This is a genomic window from Curtobacterium sp. NPDC098951 (assembly GCF_044759965.1).
In the GTDB taxonomy this organism is placed as follows: domain Bacteria; phylum Actinomycetota; class Actinomycetes; order Actinomycetales; family Microbacteriaceae; genus Curtobacterium.
This window is the reverse complement of record NZ_JBIWAG010000005.1, coordinates 25,553-42,131: the sequence shown is the minus strand read 5'-3', so window position 1 is coordinate 42,131 and position 16,579 is coordinate 25,553. Positions and strand designations below refer to the sequence as shown.

General features: G+C 71.2%; 16 protein-coding genes and 1 tRNA gene. 13 read left to right on the top strand and 4 right to left on the bottom strand.

The window, feature by feature from the left end:
- Window positions 1-88 precede the first annotated feature (88 nt).
- From mtrA to secA, 6 genes are all read left to right on the top strand, one after another.
- Window positions 89-763, top strand: coding sequence for an MtrAB system response regulator MtrA (gene mtrA, locus ACIQUC_RS14220; RefSeq protein WP_022905943.1), 675 nt, complete (start codon window positions 89-91; stop codon window positions 761-763).
- 5 nt (window positions 764-768) lie between these two features.
- A complete protein-coding gene (gene mtrB, locus ACIQUC_RS14215; RefSeq protein WP_402268102.1) occupies window positions 769-2,451 on the top strand; it encodes an MtrAB system histidine kinase MtrB in 1,683 nt (560 codons plus the stop codon).
- Window positions 2,451-4,133 (top strand): GerMN domain-containing protein, encoded by a 1,683-nt coding sequence (locus tag ACIQUC_RS14210; protein ID WP_402268099.1) that lies wholly within the window; start codon window positions 2,451-2,453, stop codon window positions 4,131-4,133. Before mtrB ends, ACIQUC_RS14210 begins: the two co-directional genes overlap by 1 nt.
- A 94-nt stretch (window positions 4,134-4,227) precedes the next feature.
- Window positions 4,228-5,070, top strand: coding sequence for a ComF family protein (locus ACIQUC_RS14205; protein WP_402268096.1), 843 nt, complete (start codon window positions 4,228-4,230; stop codon window positions 5,068-5,070).
- A 260-nt stretch (window positions 5,071-5,330) separates the two neighbouring features.
- Window positions 5,331-6,035: a ribosome hibernation-promoting factor, HPF/YfiA family gene (hpf, locus tag ACIQUC_RS14200; RefSeq protein WP_402268093.1), complete on the top strand. Its 705-nt coding sequence runs from the start codon at window positions 5,331-5,333 to the stop codon at window positions 6,033-6,035.
- A gap of 158 nt (window positions 6,036-6,193) precedes the next feature.
- On the top strand, window positions 6,194-8,974 hold the full coding sequence (gene secA / locus ACIQUC_RS14195) for a preprotein translocase subunit SecA (RefSeq protein ID WP_402268090.1): 2,781 nt from the start codon (window positions 6,194-6,196) through the stop codon (window positions 8,972-8,974).
- 78 nt (window positions 8,975-9,052) lie between these two features.
- Here secA and ACIQUC_RS14190 read toward each other — a convergent pair whose 3' ends face one another.
- Entirely contained in the window at window positions 9,053-9,466 is a 414-nt protein-coding gene (locus tag ACIQUC_RS14190) for an Rv3235 family protein (RefSeq protein ID WP_402268087.1), read from the bottom strand.
- Between the two features lie 117 nt (window positions 9,467-9,583).
- Between ACIQUC_RS14190 and ACIQUC_RS14185 the strand changes: the two genes are divergently transcribed.
- Window positions 9,584-11,092, top strand: coding sequence for a sensor histidine kinase (locus ACIQUC_RS14185; RefSeq protein ID WP_022905936.1), 1,509 nt, complete (start codon window positions 9,584-9,586; stop codon window positions 11,090-11,092).
- Between the two features lie 502 nt (window positions 11,093-11,594).
- On the opposite strand, the gene ACIQUC_RS14180 is transcribed toward ACIQUC_RS14185, so the two are convergent.
- Entirely contained in the window at window positions 11,595-11,843 is a 249-nt protein-coding gene (locus ACIQUC_RS14180; protein ID WP_022904217.1) for a WhiB family transcriptional regulator, read from the bottom strand.
- A gap of 260 nt (window positions 11,844-12,103) precedes the next feature.
- Here ACIQUC_RS14180 and ACIQUC_RS14175 point away from each other — a divergent pair, with 260 nt between their 5' ends.
- Entirely contained in the window at window positions 12,104-12,526 is a 423-nt protein-coding gene (locus ACIQUC_RS14175) for a hypothetical protein (RefSeq protein WP_402268083.1), read from the top strand.
- Window positions 12,527-12,591: 65 nt separating this feature from the next.
- Here the strand turns inward: ACIQUC_RS14175 and bcp are convergent, their stop codons facing one another.
- A complete protein-coding gene (bcp, locus tag ACIQUC_RS14170; protein WP_402268080.1) occupies window positions 12,592-13,062 on the bottom strand; it encodes a thioredoxin-dependent thiol peroxidase in 471 nt (156 codons plus the stop codon).
- Window positions 13,063-13,176: 114 nt separating this feature from the next.
- Between bcp and ACIQUC_RS14165 the strand changes: the two genes are divergently transcribed.
- Window positions 13,177-13,252 (top strand) — tRNA-Lys (locus tag ACIQUC_RS14165).
- 105 nt (window positions 13,253-13,357) lie between these two features.
- Here ACIQUC_RS14165 and ACIQUC_RS14160 read toward each other — a convergent pair.
- A complete protein-coding gene (locus ACIQUC_RS14160) occupies window positions 13,358-14,053 on the bottom strand; it encodes an IMPACT family protein (RefSeq protein ID WP_402268443.1) in 696 nt (231 codons plus the stop codon).
- Window positions 14,054-14,092: 39 nt separating this feature from the next.
- On the opposite strand from ACIQUC_RS14160, the gene ACIQUC_RS14155 reads away from it, so the two are divergent.
- From ACIQUC_RS14155 to ACIQUC_RS14140, 4 genes are all read left to right on the top strand, one after another.
- Complete coding sequence (locus ACIQUC_RS14155; protein ID WP_022905933.1) at window positions 14,093-14,533, top strand: hypothetical protein; 441 nt, start codon at window positions 14,093-14,095, stop codon at window positions 14,531-14,533.
- Window positions 14,530-14,997 (top strand): ImmA/IrrE family metallo-endopeptidase, encoded by a 468-nt coding sequence (locus ACIQUC_RS14150; protein ID WP_402268077.1) that lies wholly within the window; start codon window positions 14,530-14,532, stop codon window positions 14,995-14,997. Before ACIQUC_RS14155 ends, ACIQUC_RS14150 begins: the two co-directional genes overlap by 4 nt.
- Window positions 14,994-15,920, top strand: a complete 927-nt coding sequence (locus ACIQUC_RS14145; RefSeq protein ID WP_402268074.1) for a hypothetical protein — start codon at window positions 14,994-14,996, stop codon at window positions 15,918-15,920. Before ACIQUC_RS14150 ends, ACIQUC_RS14145 begins: the two co-directional genes overlap by 4 nt.
- A gap of 196 nt (window positions 15,921-16,116) precedes the next feature.
- Window positions 16,117-16,329 (top strand): SCO4848 family membrane protein, encoded by a 213-nt coding sequence (locus ACIQUC_RS14140; RefSeq protein WP_402268071.1) that lies wholly within the window; start codon window positions 16,117-16,119, stop codon window positions 16,327-16,329.
- The last annotated feature ends 250 nt before the right edge of the window (window positions 16,330-16,579 follow it).

Sequence of the window (16,579 nt, the reverse complement as noted above, 5' to 3'; positions counted from 1 at the left end):
GGAAAACGCCGTCGCACGGGGCCTCGGCTATCGTGAGGGGTCAGGTGCCGACCGGGCACTGCCGCACGTCACACGGAGTCCCCATCACATGACACCGCGCATCCTCGTCGTCGACGACGACCAGGCCCTCGCCGAGATGATCGGCATCGTCCTCCGCTCCGAGGGCTACGAACCCGAGTTCAGCGCCGACGGCAACGACGCCATCGACGCGTTCCACGGGACGAAGCCCGACCTGGTGCTCCTCGACGTCATGCTCCCGGGCATCGACGGCATCGAGGTGTGCAAGCGCATCCGTGCCGAGAGCGGCACGCCGATCATCATGCTCACGGCGAAGGGCGACACCTCCGACGTGGTCGCCGGCCTCGAGAACGGCGCCGACGACTACGTCGTGAAGCCCTTCAACCCGAAGGAGCTCGTCGCCCGCATCCGCACCCGGCTCCGGCCGACCGCCGCGGACGCCACCGTGCTCCACGTCGGCGACCTCACCGTCGACGTCGCCGGGCACGAGGTCCGACGCGGCGACGCCGTGATCGCGCTCACCCCGCTGGAGTTCGACCTGCTGCGGGCCCTGTCCGAGAAGCCCAACCAGGTCTTCACCCGCGAGATGCTGCTCGAGCAGGTGTGGGGCTACCACTACAAGGCCGACACCCGGCTGGTGAACGTCCACGTGCAGCGCCTCCGCGCGAAGATCGAGCACGACCCCGACAACCCGAAGATCGTCACCACGGTGCGCGGCGTCGGGTACCGGGCCGGAGGGTCCTGAGCACCGTGCCGTCCACACCGTCGACCGGCGGCGTCGCCGTGCGGGGCAGACTCGCCCGCGCCGGCCGCCGTGTCCGACGGTGGGTCCGGCGCGGCTGGCGGGGTGTCGCGTACCTCTGGCGCCGCTCCCTGATGTTCCGGTCGGTCGCGATCACGGTGATGACCACCGGCCTCGCGATCGCGATCATCGGCACCGCCGTCATGATCAGCATCTCGAACAACGTCTACGCGCAGCGCCGCGACCAGATCGAGTCCGAGTCCGCCCGCGCCACGATCGTCGCGCAGGGCATCTTCGACGCGGCGACCGCCGGCGAGGACAACAACCAGAGCGAGCTCGAGACCCTGCAGAGCGAGGCGCAGCAGGCGATCCTGTCGAACACGACGAGCCCCGGCGGCACCAGCATCGCCATCGAGCGGACCCCGAACCAGCCCGGCCCGCAGACGGTGCAGAACGTCGCCAGCCAGGGCTTCCCGGACGCCGTGATCACCGACGCGCTGCGCAAGGAGGTCGGCAAGGACACCGGTCGGCTCAGCCTGCAGCCGGTGCGGCTCGAGGACGACGGGCGCCGCCAGCCCGGGCTCGCGGTCGGGTCGACGCTGCAGATCCCGAGCGCCGGGCAGTACGAGCTGTACCTCGTGTACGACCTCTCCGACGCCCAGCAGACCCTCGACTTCGTCTCGCAGACGCTCTCCATCGGCGGTGTCGCGCTGATGGTGCTCATCGCCCTCGTCACCTCGCTCGTCGTCCGGCTGGTCGTCGTCCCGATCCGCGGTGCCGCCGAGACGAGCCGGAAGATCGCCTCGGGCCGGCTCGACGAACGCATCCCGGTGCGCGGCAACGACGACATCGCCACCCTCGCCCGGAGCTTCAACGGCATGGCCGACGCGGTGAGCCGGCAGATCACCCAGCTGGCCGAGCTCTCCCGGGTGCAGCAGCGGTTCGTCTCCGACGTCTCCCACGAACTCCGCACCCCGCTCACGACCATCCGGCTGGCGGGCGACATGCTCTACGACTCCCGGCACGCGTTCGAGCCGTCGGTCGGCCGGTCCGCCGAGCTCCTGCACGCCCAGGTGGAACGCTTCGAGCTGCTGCTCGCCGACCTCCTCGAGATCTCCCGCTTCGACGCCCAGGCCGTGCACCTCGACCCCGAACCCGTCGTCCCCGCGGCCCTCGCCACCGACATCGTCGACGAGTTCCGCCCGCTCGCCGAACGCGCCGGCATCGACCTGCAGCTCCTGACGCCCGGCGGCCACACCACCATGCAGCTCGACGCGAAGCGCATCCGCCGCGTCCTGCGCAACCTCGTCGGCAACGCCATCGAGCACGGCGACGCGAAGCCCGTGCAGGTCGTCGTCGACAGCGACGCCCGCTCCGTCGCGATCGCCGTCCGCGACCAGGGCATCGGCATGCCGCCCGAGGACGCCGCCCGCGTGTTCGACCGGTTCTGGCGTGCCGACCCGAGTCGCAAGCGCACCATCGGCGGCACCGGACTCGGCCTCGCCATCTCGCTCGGCGACGCGAACCTGCACGGCGGCAGCATCGACGTCTGGTCGCGCCCCGGCGAGGGATCCGCCTTCGTGCTGACCCTGCCGCGCAACGACCGCGTCGCCGTCACCACCTCGGCGATCCCGCTCCCGGACCTCGACGAACCGTACGACGGCCCCCGCGCCGTCCGAGAGGACGACTGATGCGTACCCGACTCCGCACCCTCGTCGCCGTGGCGCTCGCCGCGGTGACGGTCGTCGCCGTGTCCGCCTGCGCCGCGATCCCCACCGACGGCGCGGTCCGGTCCGGCGGGGTGATCAAGGACCAGTCGGTCTCCGGCGTCGACTACCGCCCCGGCAAGCCCGTGCCCGGAGCCGACCAGACGACGATCCTGCGCGGCTTCATCGCCGCCGGCACCGGCGCGGCGGACGACTACGAGGTCGCCCGCGAGTTCCTCGCCTCGGACTTCTCGACGAAGTGGAACCCCCGGCGCCAGGTGACGATCCAGTCCGGCAACCCGGCCGTCGAGCGCGTCGGCGAACGGGAGCTGACCTACACCCTGACGGCGAGCGCCACCGTCGACGCGGACGGCGAGTACACCCAGGCGGTCCGCCCCACCTCGTCCACGCTCACGTTCCAGTTCACCCGCGAGGACGGCGAGTGGCGCATCGCCTACGCCCCCGACGGCATCATCCTGTCGCCGGTGAGCTTCGAGTCGGTGTTCCAGCAGCACGCCCTGTACTTCTACGACCCGACCTACCGGTTCCTCGTCCCCGACGAGCGGTGGTTCCTCGCGCGGTCGTCGACGAGCACCCGGATCGCGAGCGCCCTGCTCGCCGGCCCGGCCGACTGGCTCAAGGGGGCCGTGGTCTCCGCGTTCCCCGAGGGCACGCAGCTGTCCCTCAACGCCGTCACCGTCGAGAGCGGGACGGCCCTCGTCGACCTGTCCAGCGACGCCCTCGGCGCCAGCAGCGAGGCGAAGGCCCGGATGCGCGAGCAGCTGACCAAGTCGCTCGCCTCGGTCGCCGCGGTGTCGTCCGTCGACATCACGGTCGAGGGCGGACCGTTCTCCATCCCCGACACCGGCGGCGTCGACGCGCAGCAGAACCCCGACGTCGACGCCCGCCCGCTCGTCGACGAGGACGGCACCGTCGGCTACTCGGCGCTCGGCGGCGGCAAGATCGCCCAGCTCGGCGGCGGGATGGGCGCCGAGATCGGCGACCTCCGACCGTCCTCGTTTGCCCTGTCGGCCTCCGGCACCGCGGCCGTGGTCGGGAACGGCGACGGGGTGACGGTCGTCCGCGGCCGCACCCACCTGCGTGTCGACGCGACCGACGGTCTGGTGCCGCCGTCCATCGACGACCTCGGCTTCGTCTGGGTCGCGTCCGAGGACGACACCCGCCGCGTGACCGCCTACGGCCTCGGCGGCGACCCGCACGAGGTCTCCACGACGCTCCCGGCCGGCGACCTCGTGTCCTTCCAGGTGTCCCGCGACTCCACGAGGGCGCTCGCCCTCATCGAGACGAACGACGGCCCGAGCCTCTACGTGATGGCCATCGTCCGCGGCGCGGACCGCACGCCGACCTCGCTCGGATCGCCGGTGCGCGTGCAGGCCGCCACCGGGAACGCCGTCGGCGCGGCCTGGATCAGCGACTCCGACGTCGCCTCGGTCGGGCAGACGACCTCGGGCCCGGACGTCGTCCGCTCGACCATCGGTGGGCAGTCGAGCACCCTGCCGAAGCCCGACGGCCGGGCGACCCAGATCGTCGGGGGGAGCGGCGGCTCCATGCTCCTGCGGCTGTCCGACGGCTCCGTCCTGCAGTCGACCGGCGGCGGCTGGGAGACGACGGGGATCACTGCGGACGTCCTCGGCGTCCAGCGCTGACGTCGGTCCTCCACAGGGCGGCGGTCCGGGAGGCGCGTCCCCAGCCCGACAGACCGGTGCCCGCCCGGCGGTGGGTCGGGTCAGGATCGGGGGCATGACGAACACCGATCGTGCCGGCCCGGAGCAGGGCGCCGCCGGCGCTGCGGCTACGGCTGGTGTCGCGGGTGCGGCTGGCGCTGCGGCTGCGGCTGGCGCTTGGGGTGCGGCTGGTGCCGCGGGTACGGACGGCGCCGTCGGCGTCGCGCGGCCCTGGCGGGACGCGCTGCTCGCGGTCGTCGGGCTCTTCCTGCCGGTGGCGTGCGCCGGGTGCGGCCGGCCCGACCGAGCCCTCTGCATGCCCTGTCGGCAGGTCCTCGACGCGATGCCCGGCCGGGTGCGCCTCGTCGCGGGGGTGCGGCTGGACGCGGCCTTCGAGTACACCGGGCTCGTCCGGACGATGCTCCTCGAGCTGAAGCTCCGCGGGCGCGTCGACCTCGCCGGGCCCTTCGGCACCCGGTTCGGCGGGCTCGTGCGGACGGCGCTCTCCGAGGCCGGGCCGGGCGCCGTGCTGCTCCGTGTCCCGCCCTCACCCCGCGGGGCCCGGCGCCGGGGATTCGACCCGGTCGTGCTCCTGGCGGCGCGCGGGGGCGTCCGGCGTCCGCGGGCGCTGTCGCGGGTGCGGTCCCGTGCGTCGTGGGGGCTCGGTGCCGGGGACGCGCCCGGGGGAGCCGTGGGCGCGGGTGGTCGGGCCGGCGCCGGGCAGAAGGAGCGCAGCGCGGTGGAACGGGTCGCGGCGACGGTCGGCACCCTTGCGGCCGAGGGCGTCGCCGGTCGGCCGGTCGTCGTGGTCGACGACGTCGTCACGACGGGCGTCACGATGGCCGAGGCCGTGCGGGCCGTCCGCGCCGCGGGTGGTCGGGTCGTGCGGTGCGTCGCCGTCGCCAGCGTCGACGACTGACGGGCGACGGTCCGGCACCAACGAGCCCCGTGTCCGGTCCCGTGTCCAATCCCGTGTCCGTGTCCGTGCCCGGGTCCAGGTCGCTCGCCGGCGGCGCGTCCACATCGGTGAACGCTCGGTGGCCACTGTGTGTCCGGTGGGTGTCCACGCGACTCACCGACTTCGCGTGACGCCCGGGGGTCACCGGGTCTAGCCTCGCGTCAAGGCGTTCAGGATCGCCGGATGGAGGCGACGCGCTGAGTCTGGATGGGAGCCGCCACATGGACGTGACGATCACGGGCCGGAACATCGGGGTCACCGACCGATTCCGCACCTACGTCGAACAGAAGTCCGAGAAGATCGACGTGCTCGCCGACCGCGCCCTCGCGTTCGAGGTGCGCATCAGCCGCCACAACGAGAAGTCGGGCGGGCAGGGTGAGGACCGCGTCGAACTGACCCTCATCGGCCCCGGGCCCCTCGTGCGGGCGGAGTCCGCCGCATCGGACAAGTACGCCGCCTTCGACCTGGCCTTCGCCCGCATCATGGAGCGACTCCGCCGGGCACGCGACCGCCGCAAGGTGCACCGTGGGCGCCACCGCCCGACCTCGGTCTCCGAGGCCTCCGGGACCGCCTTCGAGCGGATGGGTGTCGTCCCCGCCGACGGCAAGCTCATCGAGACCGTCGCGACGGGTGCCGTGCCGGTCGTGGACGCCACGGCCGAGGACGACGAGAACGAGGTCTACAGCCCCGTCGTGATCCGGCACAAGGTCTTCGAGGCCGGTCCGATGACGGTCGACGACGCGCTGTACTTCATGGAGCTCGTCGGACACGACTTCTACCTGTTCGTCGACGCCGAGACGCACCGACCGAGCGTGGTCTACCGCCGCAAGGGCTGGGACTACGGCGTGATCGGCATCGACGACCCGTCCACCGAAACGGCGCCGGCAGCGGCGTCCGGATCGGAACCGGCGGTCGCGATCGCCTGACGATCGCTCAGCACCACCGACGGCACCCGGGTGTGCGCGGTCCGTTCGCGGGCCGCGCACACCCGCTCCGTTCACAGCGGCCGGAGTCGCCGGGTTGCTAGCATGACTGGCTGTTCGCATCGCGCAGGTCGCGCGTGACGATCTCGTAAGGAGCTCACGTGGCAAACGTGCTGGAGAAGGTCCTCCGCATCGGCGAAGGACGCACCCTCCGTCGGCTGAAGGCGTACGCCTCGGCCATCAACGACCTCGAGGACGACTTCGCGAGCCTCACCGACGAGGAACTCCAGGACGAGACCAAGGAGCTCCGCGAGCGCTACGCGAACGGCGAGACCCTCGACGACCTGCTGCCCGAGGCGTTCGCCGCCGTGCGGGAAGCAGCGAAGCGCACCCTCGGCATGCGGCACTTCGACGTCCAGCTCATGGGCGGTGCCGCGCTGCACCTCGGCAACATCGCCGAGATGAAGACCGGTGAGGGCAAGACCCTCGTCGCCACGACGGCCGCGTACCTCAACGCGATCCCGTCCCGCGGCGTGCACGTCATCACGGTCAACGACTTCCTCGCCTCGTACCAGTCCGAGCTCATGGGCCGCGTGTTCCGCGCCCTCGGCATGACGACCGGCTGCATCATCGCGAACCAGACCCCGGCCGAGCGTCGCGAGCAGTACGCGGCCGACATCACGTACGGCACGAACAACGAGTTCGGCTTCGACTACCTGCGCGACAACATGGCGTGGCAGGCATCCGACATGGTGCAGCGCGGGCACTTCTTCGCGATCGTGGACGAGGTCGACTCGATCCTCATCGACGAGGCCCGCACGCCGCTCATCATCTCGGGCCCCTCCTCCGGCGAGGCCAACCGCTGGTTCACCGAGTTCGCGTCGATCGCGACCCGCCTCACCCCGGGCGAGGACTACGAGGTCGACGAGAAGAAGCGCACCGTCGGCGTGCTCGAGCCCGGCATCGAGAAGGTCGAGGACTACCTCGGCATCGACAACCTGTACGAGTCGGCGAACACCCCGCTCATCTCGTTCCTGAACAACTCGATCAAGGCCGTCGCCCTGTTCAAGCGCGACAAGGACTACGTCGTGATGAACGGCGAGGTGCTCATCGTCGACGAGCACACCGGCCGCATCCTGATGGGCCGTCGCTACAACGAGGGCATCCACCAGGCGATCGAGGCGAAGGAGAAGGTCGAGGTCAAGGCCGAGAACCAGACCCTCGCCACGGTCACGCTGCAGAACTACTTCCGCCTCTACCAGAAGCTGTCCGGCATGACCGGTACGGCCGAGACCGAGGCCGCCGAGTTCATGTCGACCTACAAGCTCGGCGTCGTCCCCATCCCGACGAACAAGCCGATGCAGCGCATCGACCAGACCGACCTCGTCTACAAGAACGAGAAGGCCAAGTTCGAGCAGGTCGCCGAGGACATCGCCGAACGCCACGAGAAGGGCCAGCCGGTCCTCGTCGGCACCACGAGCGTCGAGAAGTCCGAGTACCTGTCGAAGCTCCTCGCGAAGAAGGGCGTCAAGCACGAGGTCCTCAACGCGAAGAACCACGCGCGTGAAGCCGCGATCGTCGCGCAGGCCGGTCGCCTGGGCGCCGTGACGGTCGCCACGAACATGGCCGGTCGCGGCACCGACATCATGCTCGGTGGCAACTCGGAGTTCCTCGCCGTGCAGGAGATGCACGCCAAGGGCCTGTCCCCGACGGAGACCCCGGAAGAGTACGAGGCCGCCTGGGACGAGGTGTTCGACCGCGTCAAGGCCGAGATCAAGGACGAGGCCGACAAGGTCCGCGAAGCCGGCGGGCTCTACGTCCTCGGTACCGAGCGTCACGAGTCCCGCCGCATCGACAACCAGCTGCGTGGTCGTTCCGGCCGTCAGGGTGACCCGGGCGAGAGCCGTTTCTACCTGTCGCTCACCGACGACCTCATGCGGCTGTTCAACTCCGGCGCGGCCGAGAGCCTCATGGGCCGCTCGAACGTCCCGGACGACCTCGCGATCGAGAACAAGCTCGTCGGCCGTGCGATCCGCTCGGCCCAGGCGCAGGTCGAGGGCCGCAACGCCGAGATCCGCAAGAACGTCCTGAAGTACGACGACGTCCTCAACCGCCAGCGTGAGGCGATCTACAGCGACCGCCGTCACATCCTCGAGGGCGACGACATCCACGACCGTGCGCAGTCGTTCCTGAAGAGCGTCGTCGACGACGTGCTCGACTCCCACACCGCCGAGGGCAACGCGGACGACTGGGACCTCGACGCCATGTGGACCGAGCTCGGCACGCTCTACCCGATCTCGATCTCGATCGACGAGGTCATCACCGAGGCCGGGTCGAAGGGCAAGGCGTCGCGCGAGTTCCTCGGCCGCGAGATCCTCTCCGACGCCAAGCTCGCCTACCAGCAGCGCGAGGAACTCCTCGGCGACGAGGCCATGCGCGAGCTCGAGCGCCGCGTGGTCCTCTCGGTGATCGACCGCCGCTGGCGCGACCACCTCTACGAGATGGACTACCTCAAGGACGGCATCGGCCTCCGCGCGATGGCGCAGCGCGACCCGCTGGTCGAGTACCAGCGCGAGGGCTACGCGCTCTTCCAGAGCATGATGGGCCAGATCCGCGAAGAGTCGGTCGGCTACCTCTTCAACCTCGAGGTGCAGGTCCAGTCCGACGGGGAGAACGCCGTCATCGAGGCCAAGGGGCTCGGCGAGGACGAGGTCTCCGGTCTCGAGTACTCCGCTCCGTCGATCGACGGCGAGGTCGAGGTCCGCGACGAGCGCGGTCGCCTCGAGCAGGCCGCCACGGCTCGGGCGCAGAAGGCGCAGGCCGAGGCCGAGGCAGCTGCCGGCCCGGAGCAGGGCTCCGCGTTCGGCAACGCCGCGACGGCCTCCGGCCAGGCCGCTGCGGGCAACCGCGCGGAGCGTCGTCAGGCCGCCAAGAAGGGCTGACGCAGGACCAGACGGACAGGAGGGACGGTGCCAGCTGGCACCGTCCCTCCTGTCCGTCTCCCGGTCACCCCACAGGCGTCACAGGACCCCGACGGCCGTCGCGCGCCAGCGGCCCTGCCGCTCCTCCAACCGCATCGCGACGGCACGGGCGTGACTGCGCGTGTGCACCACGATGGTCGCCTCGGCGACCCCGTCGGCGGGTCGGCACACGATCACGCTCCCGACCCGCAGCAGTGCCCGCCCCCGTGAGCGTCCGCCGAGCTGCCGGGCGCGCGCGGCGACGGCGGCACGCTGCTGCAGGTGCCGGTGGACCTCGTCGGTGATCCACCGGGCGATGCTGTCGACCTCGCGCGACCCGGTCAGGATCTCGGCGACGCAGAGACCGAGTGCGCGCGCGGTGTCCTCGACGTCCGTCGGCGGCGGCACCACGCTGAGCCGCAGGACGTCCCCCGTCGGCTCTGCCTCATCGATCCGGTGTGCTTCCTCGGCCACCCCTGCCCCTTTCGTCGGGGCTGAGCGTAGGGCGCGTACAACATGAGAAATATGAGTCCGCCCCAGGCTGTGGAGAGCGCGAAGTTGTCCACAGAAGCGCGCACCTAGACTGGGCGGGTGTCGACCCTCAGTGACCTCGTCCTCGCACAAGGCCGTTCCTCCGAAGCCGACGTGGAGTGGCTCCACCTGCTCGTCGGCGACTGGCAGCTGCTCGCCGACCTGTCCTTCGCGGACATGGTCCTCTGGGTGCCGACGTCCGAGGACGGCTCGTTCGTGGCGGTCGCGCACGCGCGCCCCAGCTCCGCGGCGACGCTCTTCTACCGCGACATCGTCGGGCAGGAGATCCGCGAGGAGTGGCGCGAGCAGGTCACCGAGTGCTTCGCCGGCGCGCGGGTCGTCGACTCGGCCGAGCCGGACTGGTACGAGGACACCCCGACCCGCGTCCGAGCGATCCCGGTCCTCCGCCGCCTGAGCGCGAACAGCGCCGAGACGACCGAGCGCCCGATCGCGGTCGTGACGCGGCACTCCAACCAGGACGAGATGCGCACCCCGAGCCGCCAGGAGCTCAACTTCACCGCGAGCGCGAACGACCTCTTCGGCATGATCGCCACCGGCGACTTCCCGGACATCGGTGCGCCGGCCGGACCGCGTCGTGGCGCCCCGCGCGCGAGTGACGGCCTGCTCCGCCTCGACACGAACGGTGTCGTCACGTTCGCCAGCCCGAACGGCCTGAGCGCTTTCAACCGGATGGGCTTCGAGGGTGAGCTCGAGCGGAAGTCCCTCGCCGAGGTCACCACCGAACTCATCGGCGCGCAGCTCGACGTGGACGAGTCGCTGCCCCTCGTCGTCACCGGGCGTGCCCCGTGGCGCGCGGACGTCGAGTCCAAGGGCGTGACCGTCTCGCTGCGGTCGATCCCGCTGCGCGACCACGGTGAGCGGATCGGCGCGATCGTGCTCTGCCGCGACGTCACCGAGCTGCGCCACCAGGAGCGCGAGCTCATCACGAAGGACGCCACGATCCGTGAGATCCACCACCGGGTCAAGAACAACCTGCAGACGGTTGCCTCGCTCCTGCGCATCCAGGCCCGTCGGACCCACTCGGACGAAGCACGGACGTCGCTGCAGAACGCGATGCGCCGCGTGGCCGCGATCGCCGTGGTGCACGACACCCTGTCGACGGGCCTCAGCCAGAACGTCGACTTCGACGAGGTGTTCGACTCGGTGCTGAAGCTGGTGACCGAGGTCGCCGCGTCCCACAACACCACCGTGCGTCCGAAGAAGACGGGCGAGTTCGGGGTGCTCCCGTCCGAGGCGGCGACCCCGCTCGCGCTCGGGCTCACCGAGCTCGTCACGAACGCCGTCGAGCACGGGCTGGACGGCCGTGACGGCGAGGTGGAGATCGTGGCCGAGCGCTTCGACGACCACCTCGACATCCAGGTGCGCGACAACGGCCGGGGCCTGCCGGAGGGCAAGGTCGGATCGGGCCTCGGGACGCAGATCGTCCGGACGCTGATCCAGGGCGAACTCGGCGGCACGATCGACTGGCACACGCTGACCGGCAGCGGCACCGAGGTCACCATCACGATCCCGTTCCGCTGGCTGACGGCGACGCCGGGCGCCGCGTAGCCCGCGCGCGGGTCGTCGGGTGCTTCGTGCTCCCGCCCGGCCCGCGTCGAACCACGTTCCCGACGTCGAACCGCCGTCCGGCCCTGGTTCGACGTCGGGAACGTGGTTCGTGAGGTGGCGCGCGCCGGCGCGCGCCGGCGCGCTCGCCGTGCGGGCAGCCGGAGCGGCCGGCCGCACAACGAACGTGTGTCCGAACCACGCGATGCCGCGGCGTCGCGTGGTTTTCGTTGTGCGCAGGCTTGCGCTGTTCCTGGAGGCGCGGTGCGCGCCCGTCAGGGCCGCATCGAACCACGTTCCCGACGTCGAACCGCCGTCCGGCCGTGGTTCGACGTCGGTTCCGTGGTTCGCCGCGTGGCGCGCGGCATGAGGGGTGCGCGCGGCGCGCGCGCGGCGCGCGGCGCGCGGCGCGCGGCGCAACCGCGCCGCCGCGCCCGCCCCGCGCACGACGACGCCCGCCGGCCCCGGAGGGACGGCGGGCGTCAGGCGCGCAGGAGGCGCCGGGTCAGGAGGCGCGGCGGGCGCGAGCAGCGCGGCGCTTCAGGGCGCGACGCTCGTCCTCGCTCAGGCCACCCCAGACCCCGGAGTCCTGGTTGTTCTCGAGGGCGTACTGCAGGCACATCTCGGTGACCGTGCAGCGAGCGCAGACCGACTTGGCCTTCTCGATCTGGTCGACGGCCGGTCCGGTGTTCCCGACGGGGAAGAAGAGCTCGGGGTCCGCGGTGAGGCAGGCTGCCTGGTCACGCCAGTCCATGTGTGGTGCTCCTTGAAATCGATGCTCGAACGGCAGGCCGGGGCCGTGGTTCGGGGATCGGAACGCTGAGCATGCGCGAGGCACGAGGGGACACCCGTGGGGGAGGAGTCCGCTGGAAGCGAGTCTGACGCCCGCAGAACGCTCGGGGGAGGAGCGTCGAACCACGGGAGACGCACACCACATCGTGCCGTCCAAACGACCTCGAATATCGTTCCATACTGGTAGGGCCAAATCAAGGGTTCCGACGCTGGAGGAATGCTGTGCCCGACACCACCCCGACCGAGTCCGACCCCGTCGAACGGCGGTCGCCGGCGCTCCTGGTGCTCCTCGTCGTCGTCGGACTCGAGTTCGCCGCCCTCGTCGTCGTGACGATCGTCCTCGTCGTCGAGCTGATCGTCGCGCCCGCCACGAGCATCGCGTCCGGGATCGCGCTGACGGTCCTCGCGGCCATCGCGGCGCTCTGGCTCGGCTCCCTGTTCATCGGACTCCGCAACCGTCGTCCGTGGGTGCGGTCCGGGATCATCGTCTGGCAGGTGCTGCAGGGTGCGCTCGCGATCGGGGCGTTCCAGGGCGTCTTCCGCGTGCCCGCCGTCGGCTGGTTCCTGCTCATCCCCGCGCTGCTGGGGATCACGCTGGTGCTGTCGCGACCGGTGACGGACGCGCTCGCCCGTCCGGTCGAGTAGACGGCAGAGACGGGAGGCGCGGTGCCAGCTGGCACCGCGCCTCCCGTCCGTCGATCAGTCGGGTCTCAGACCAGGCCGAGCTTCTTCCGCAGGCTCGCGACGTGTCCCGTCGCCTTGACGTTGTACAGCGGGAGCTGCACGGCGCCGTCCTCGTCGAGCACGATCGTCGAGCGGATCGTCCCGGTGACGATCTTCCCGTAGTTGTTCTTCTCGCCCCACGCGCCGTAGGCCTTGTGCACGGCCAGGTCGGGGTCGCTCAGCAGCGGGAACGTGAGGGCCTGCTCGTGCTGGAACTTCTTGAGGGCCGGGAGCTCGTCCTTCGAGACGCCGAGGACCTCGTACCCGGCAGCCTGCAGCGACGACATGTTGTCGCGGAAGTCGCACGCCTCGGTGGTGCAGCCCGGGGTCGACGCCGCCGGGTAGAAGTACACGATGACCTTCTTCCCACGCAGGGCCGAGAGGGCGTGCTCGGTGCCGTCCTGGTCCGGCAGGGTGAAGTCGGGTGCGGTGTCGCCGGCGGCGAGACGGTCGGTCATGAGGCTCCTGTTCGTGTTCGGTGCCCCGAGTGGTCAAGGGCACGCGAAACCCATGCTATTGTTGTTTCCCGTTGCAGCACGGAAGTGCAGCAGCGCCACACAACTGCACACCATGCGCCTCTAGCTCAATTGGCAGAGCAACTGACTCTTAATCAGTGGGTTCTCGGTTCAAGTCCGAGGGGGCGCACCAGCAAGGCCCCGGCTCCCAGAGCCGGGGCCTTCGTCGTTCCCGGGCCCGTGGGGCCTCCGGGGCGGGACACGCCCGGCGTGCGATCCGGCACCGAAATCGTGCGCCTCACTCAGCGGCGACGTCGACCACGCGTTCCTCGCCGACGACCGGCGCGAGGGCGCCCGCCGATCCCGCGGCCAGGTCGGCCCGCAGCGGCTCGACCGCGGCACCGGGCACCCACAGCTCGAACGTCGCCGTGCTGCCGTACGCGGGCTCGCCGAGCGTCGCGTCGTGGCGCCGGACCCAGTCGCGCAGCACGTTGTCGATCCGGCCGGCTTCGGCGTGCGGGACGTCGACGGTCACCCGGGTGAGCGGGCGTCGGTGCACGAGCGCCGCGCGGTCGAGGGTCTCGGAGACCGAGGTCGAGTAGGCGCGGACGAGTCCGCCGGCGCCGAGCTTCACCCCGCCGAAGTACCGCGTGACGACCGCGACGACGTCGGTCAGCCCGCGGCGCCGGAGCACCTCGAGCATCGGCACGCCGGCGGTACCGGACGGTTCGCCGTCGTCGCTCGACCGGGCCTGGTCACCGAGCACCCCGGTGACCATCGCGGTGCAGTTGTGCCGGGCGTCCCACCGACGGCGACGGACCTCGGCGATGACGCGGTCGGCGTCCTCGACGGAGGAGACCGGCGCCACGGTCGTGATGAACCGCGACTTCGTGACGACGATCTCGTGCTCGACCGGTGCCGCGATCGTGGACGGGTACGAGGTGCTCACCCGTCCGAGGCTAGCGAGGTCGGTGTCGGGGTCCCGCGCTACCATGTGCTGCACGACGTGCGGCTGGGGAGGAGTCCGATCGACATGGCGACAGCAGACCCGAGGGGTGGCGCGCTCGACGCTGCGGAACTCGCGCGCCGACTCAACCTCCTCCTCGACTTCGAGGAAGCGCAGCGCGGTGCGCCGGTGCCGTTCGCCGCGGTCGAGGAGTACGTCGCCGCCCAGGGTGGCTCGCTCTCCCGGGCGAAGTGGACGTACATGCTCTCCGGCGACGGCCGTCGGAACCGCGACACCGGGCTCCTCCGCCTGCTCGCGGGGTTCTTCGAGGTCGACGAGCGCTTCCTGCTCGAGGACAGCGACGTCCCCGAGCGCATCGGCGCCCAGCTCGCGCTCGTCCGGTCCCTGCGGTCGGCGCGCGTGAGCGGGTTCGCCGCCCGGACCTTCCCCGGTGAGCTCTCGCCCGAAGCCCTCCGTCGCATCGCCGAGGTGCTCGAGGAGGAGTCCGCTCGGGGGAGCGTCGCATGAGCGCGCCGACGGACCTCGTCGAGGCGTTCTGGGCGCGTGGTGCGGCCGAGGGGTGGTCCGACGTCGACCAGGCCGTCGCCGCCGCAGCCGAGGTGGTCCGCAAGCCGATCGTCGTCCGTGAAGAGGCGTTCCTCGCGGCGGAGCCCGTGTGCGGCTTCGTGGCGACGCTCGAACGGCAGCACCTCGTGATGATCTCCCCGACGGCGTCGCGCACCTTCCGGTCGTTCGTCATCGGTCACGAACTCGGCCACATCCTGCACCGTCACCAGGACCACGCACCGCAGGCGGCCTACATCCGCGACGTCATCCCGGACCTGCCGGAGTACAAGGTCGAGCGGGCTCTCGCCCGCGGGCTGTTCTCGAACGAGTACGAGCACGAGGCCGAGGTCTTCGCCGACCGGCTCGCCGGGCTCATCCGCGGACACCGCGATCGTCCGAGTGCGTTCCGCGGGGTGTTCGGGTGATCATCTCCGTCGTCCAGGCGCTGCTCCTGATCGCCGGGACGATCACGCTCTTCGTGCTCCAGCGCGGCCAGGACCGGACGCTCGCGGTCACGTTCCTGCTGTTCGCGGCGACCATCGTCACGAACGTCGACCCGCTGTACCTGTGGCTCGATCCGCTGTTCGGCGGCTTCAACGTCGTCACCGTGGTCAGCGACTGCCTCATGGTCGCGGGGACGAGCACCCTGCTGTGGGGCGTGGCGAAGGCCGTCGGTGCCGCGCGGCCCTGGCTCCGGAACGCGATCGTCGTCACGTGCGCGGTCGTCGTCGTGGTGGTGATCGTGGCGTTCACCGTGCTCGACAAGCCCGCGACGACGACGACCTTCATGCTCGATGCGGGGTCGCACCCGGCAGCCACGGTGTACTCGATCGCGCAGACGGTGTACCTCGGCGTCGCGCTCGGTGCGACCGGGCTGATCTCGATCGTGCACCTCGGCGAGGCCCGCACGACGACGGACCTCGTCGGACTCTGGGTCCTCGTGCTCGGTGGGCTCCTCGGGGTCGTCCGCATGGTCGTCGTCGTGGTGATGGACCTCGCGCACGTCCTGGGGGACCTCGGCGTGACCCGGTCCCTCGCCCTGCCGTACGACGTCACGACCCCGGGCGCGGTGATCTGCGTGTCGTCGGGGATGCTCCTGCTCGTCATCGGCCACCAGGTCTCCCGCCGTCGCCGCTGGCGTCGGGTCGAGTCGGCGCTCCGCACCCTGACGCCGTTGCACGCCCGGATCGGGACCGACAACGCCTACCCGGACTCCGGGGACCCGGCGACGCGCCTCAGCCGGCTCATCGTCGAGATCAACGACGGTGCGCGTCGGGCACGCCAGCAGCTGAGCGAGACGGAACGACGGGCGCTGGCCGACGCCGAGGCCGCCCTCGAGACCGCCTAGCGCGAGTCGTTACCAGAACGGGACATCGGCCCCACTGGGCAGGTCGATTCCTCCAGCAGCGCCGTGTAGGGTTTGTAGCAGTTGCTACAGGCAATGTGGCAGCACGGGGTGGGACTCGGCCGCGTTGGGGGCGGCCGAGCACCACCGGCCCCGATCCGCCGCCGGACGGCCGTTCCGCGGTGTCTAGGATCGTCGGGTGACCGTCTTCGCAGCCCTCGTCCTGTTCATCGGTGCCGTCTTCAACGTCGTCACGTGGCCGCGCTTCTTCCAGCGCGTCGCGAAGGACTCGCGGGCGCGCGATGCCGCCGGCAAGCCGACGACGTTCTACACGGTGCACCTCGTGCTGCTGGTCATCGCGCTGGCGATCGCCGTCGCTGCGGTGGTCGCGGGGATCCTGCTGCTCGTCTGAGCGCGCCCGGCGTGGCGACGTGCTCTGCCGGTGACGTGACGGCCTGGAGGCGTCGTGCCGGCTCGCCACGGGCTTCTGGTCCGCACGGTGCGGCTGTCGTCGGCTGGTGCGGCGTTGGCGGCTGGGTGCGGCGTTACAAGCTGCCACGGTGCTCGGAACCGCGCACGGGGTGAGGAGGTGCGCACGGTGCGGACCGGAGGCGCGGTGCCAGCCCCCTACGGACCTCCCGTCCGCACGGTGCGGCCGTCGC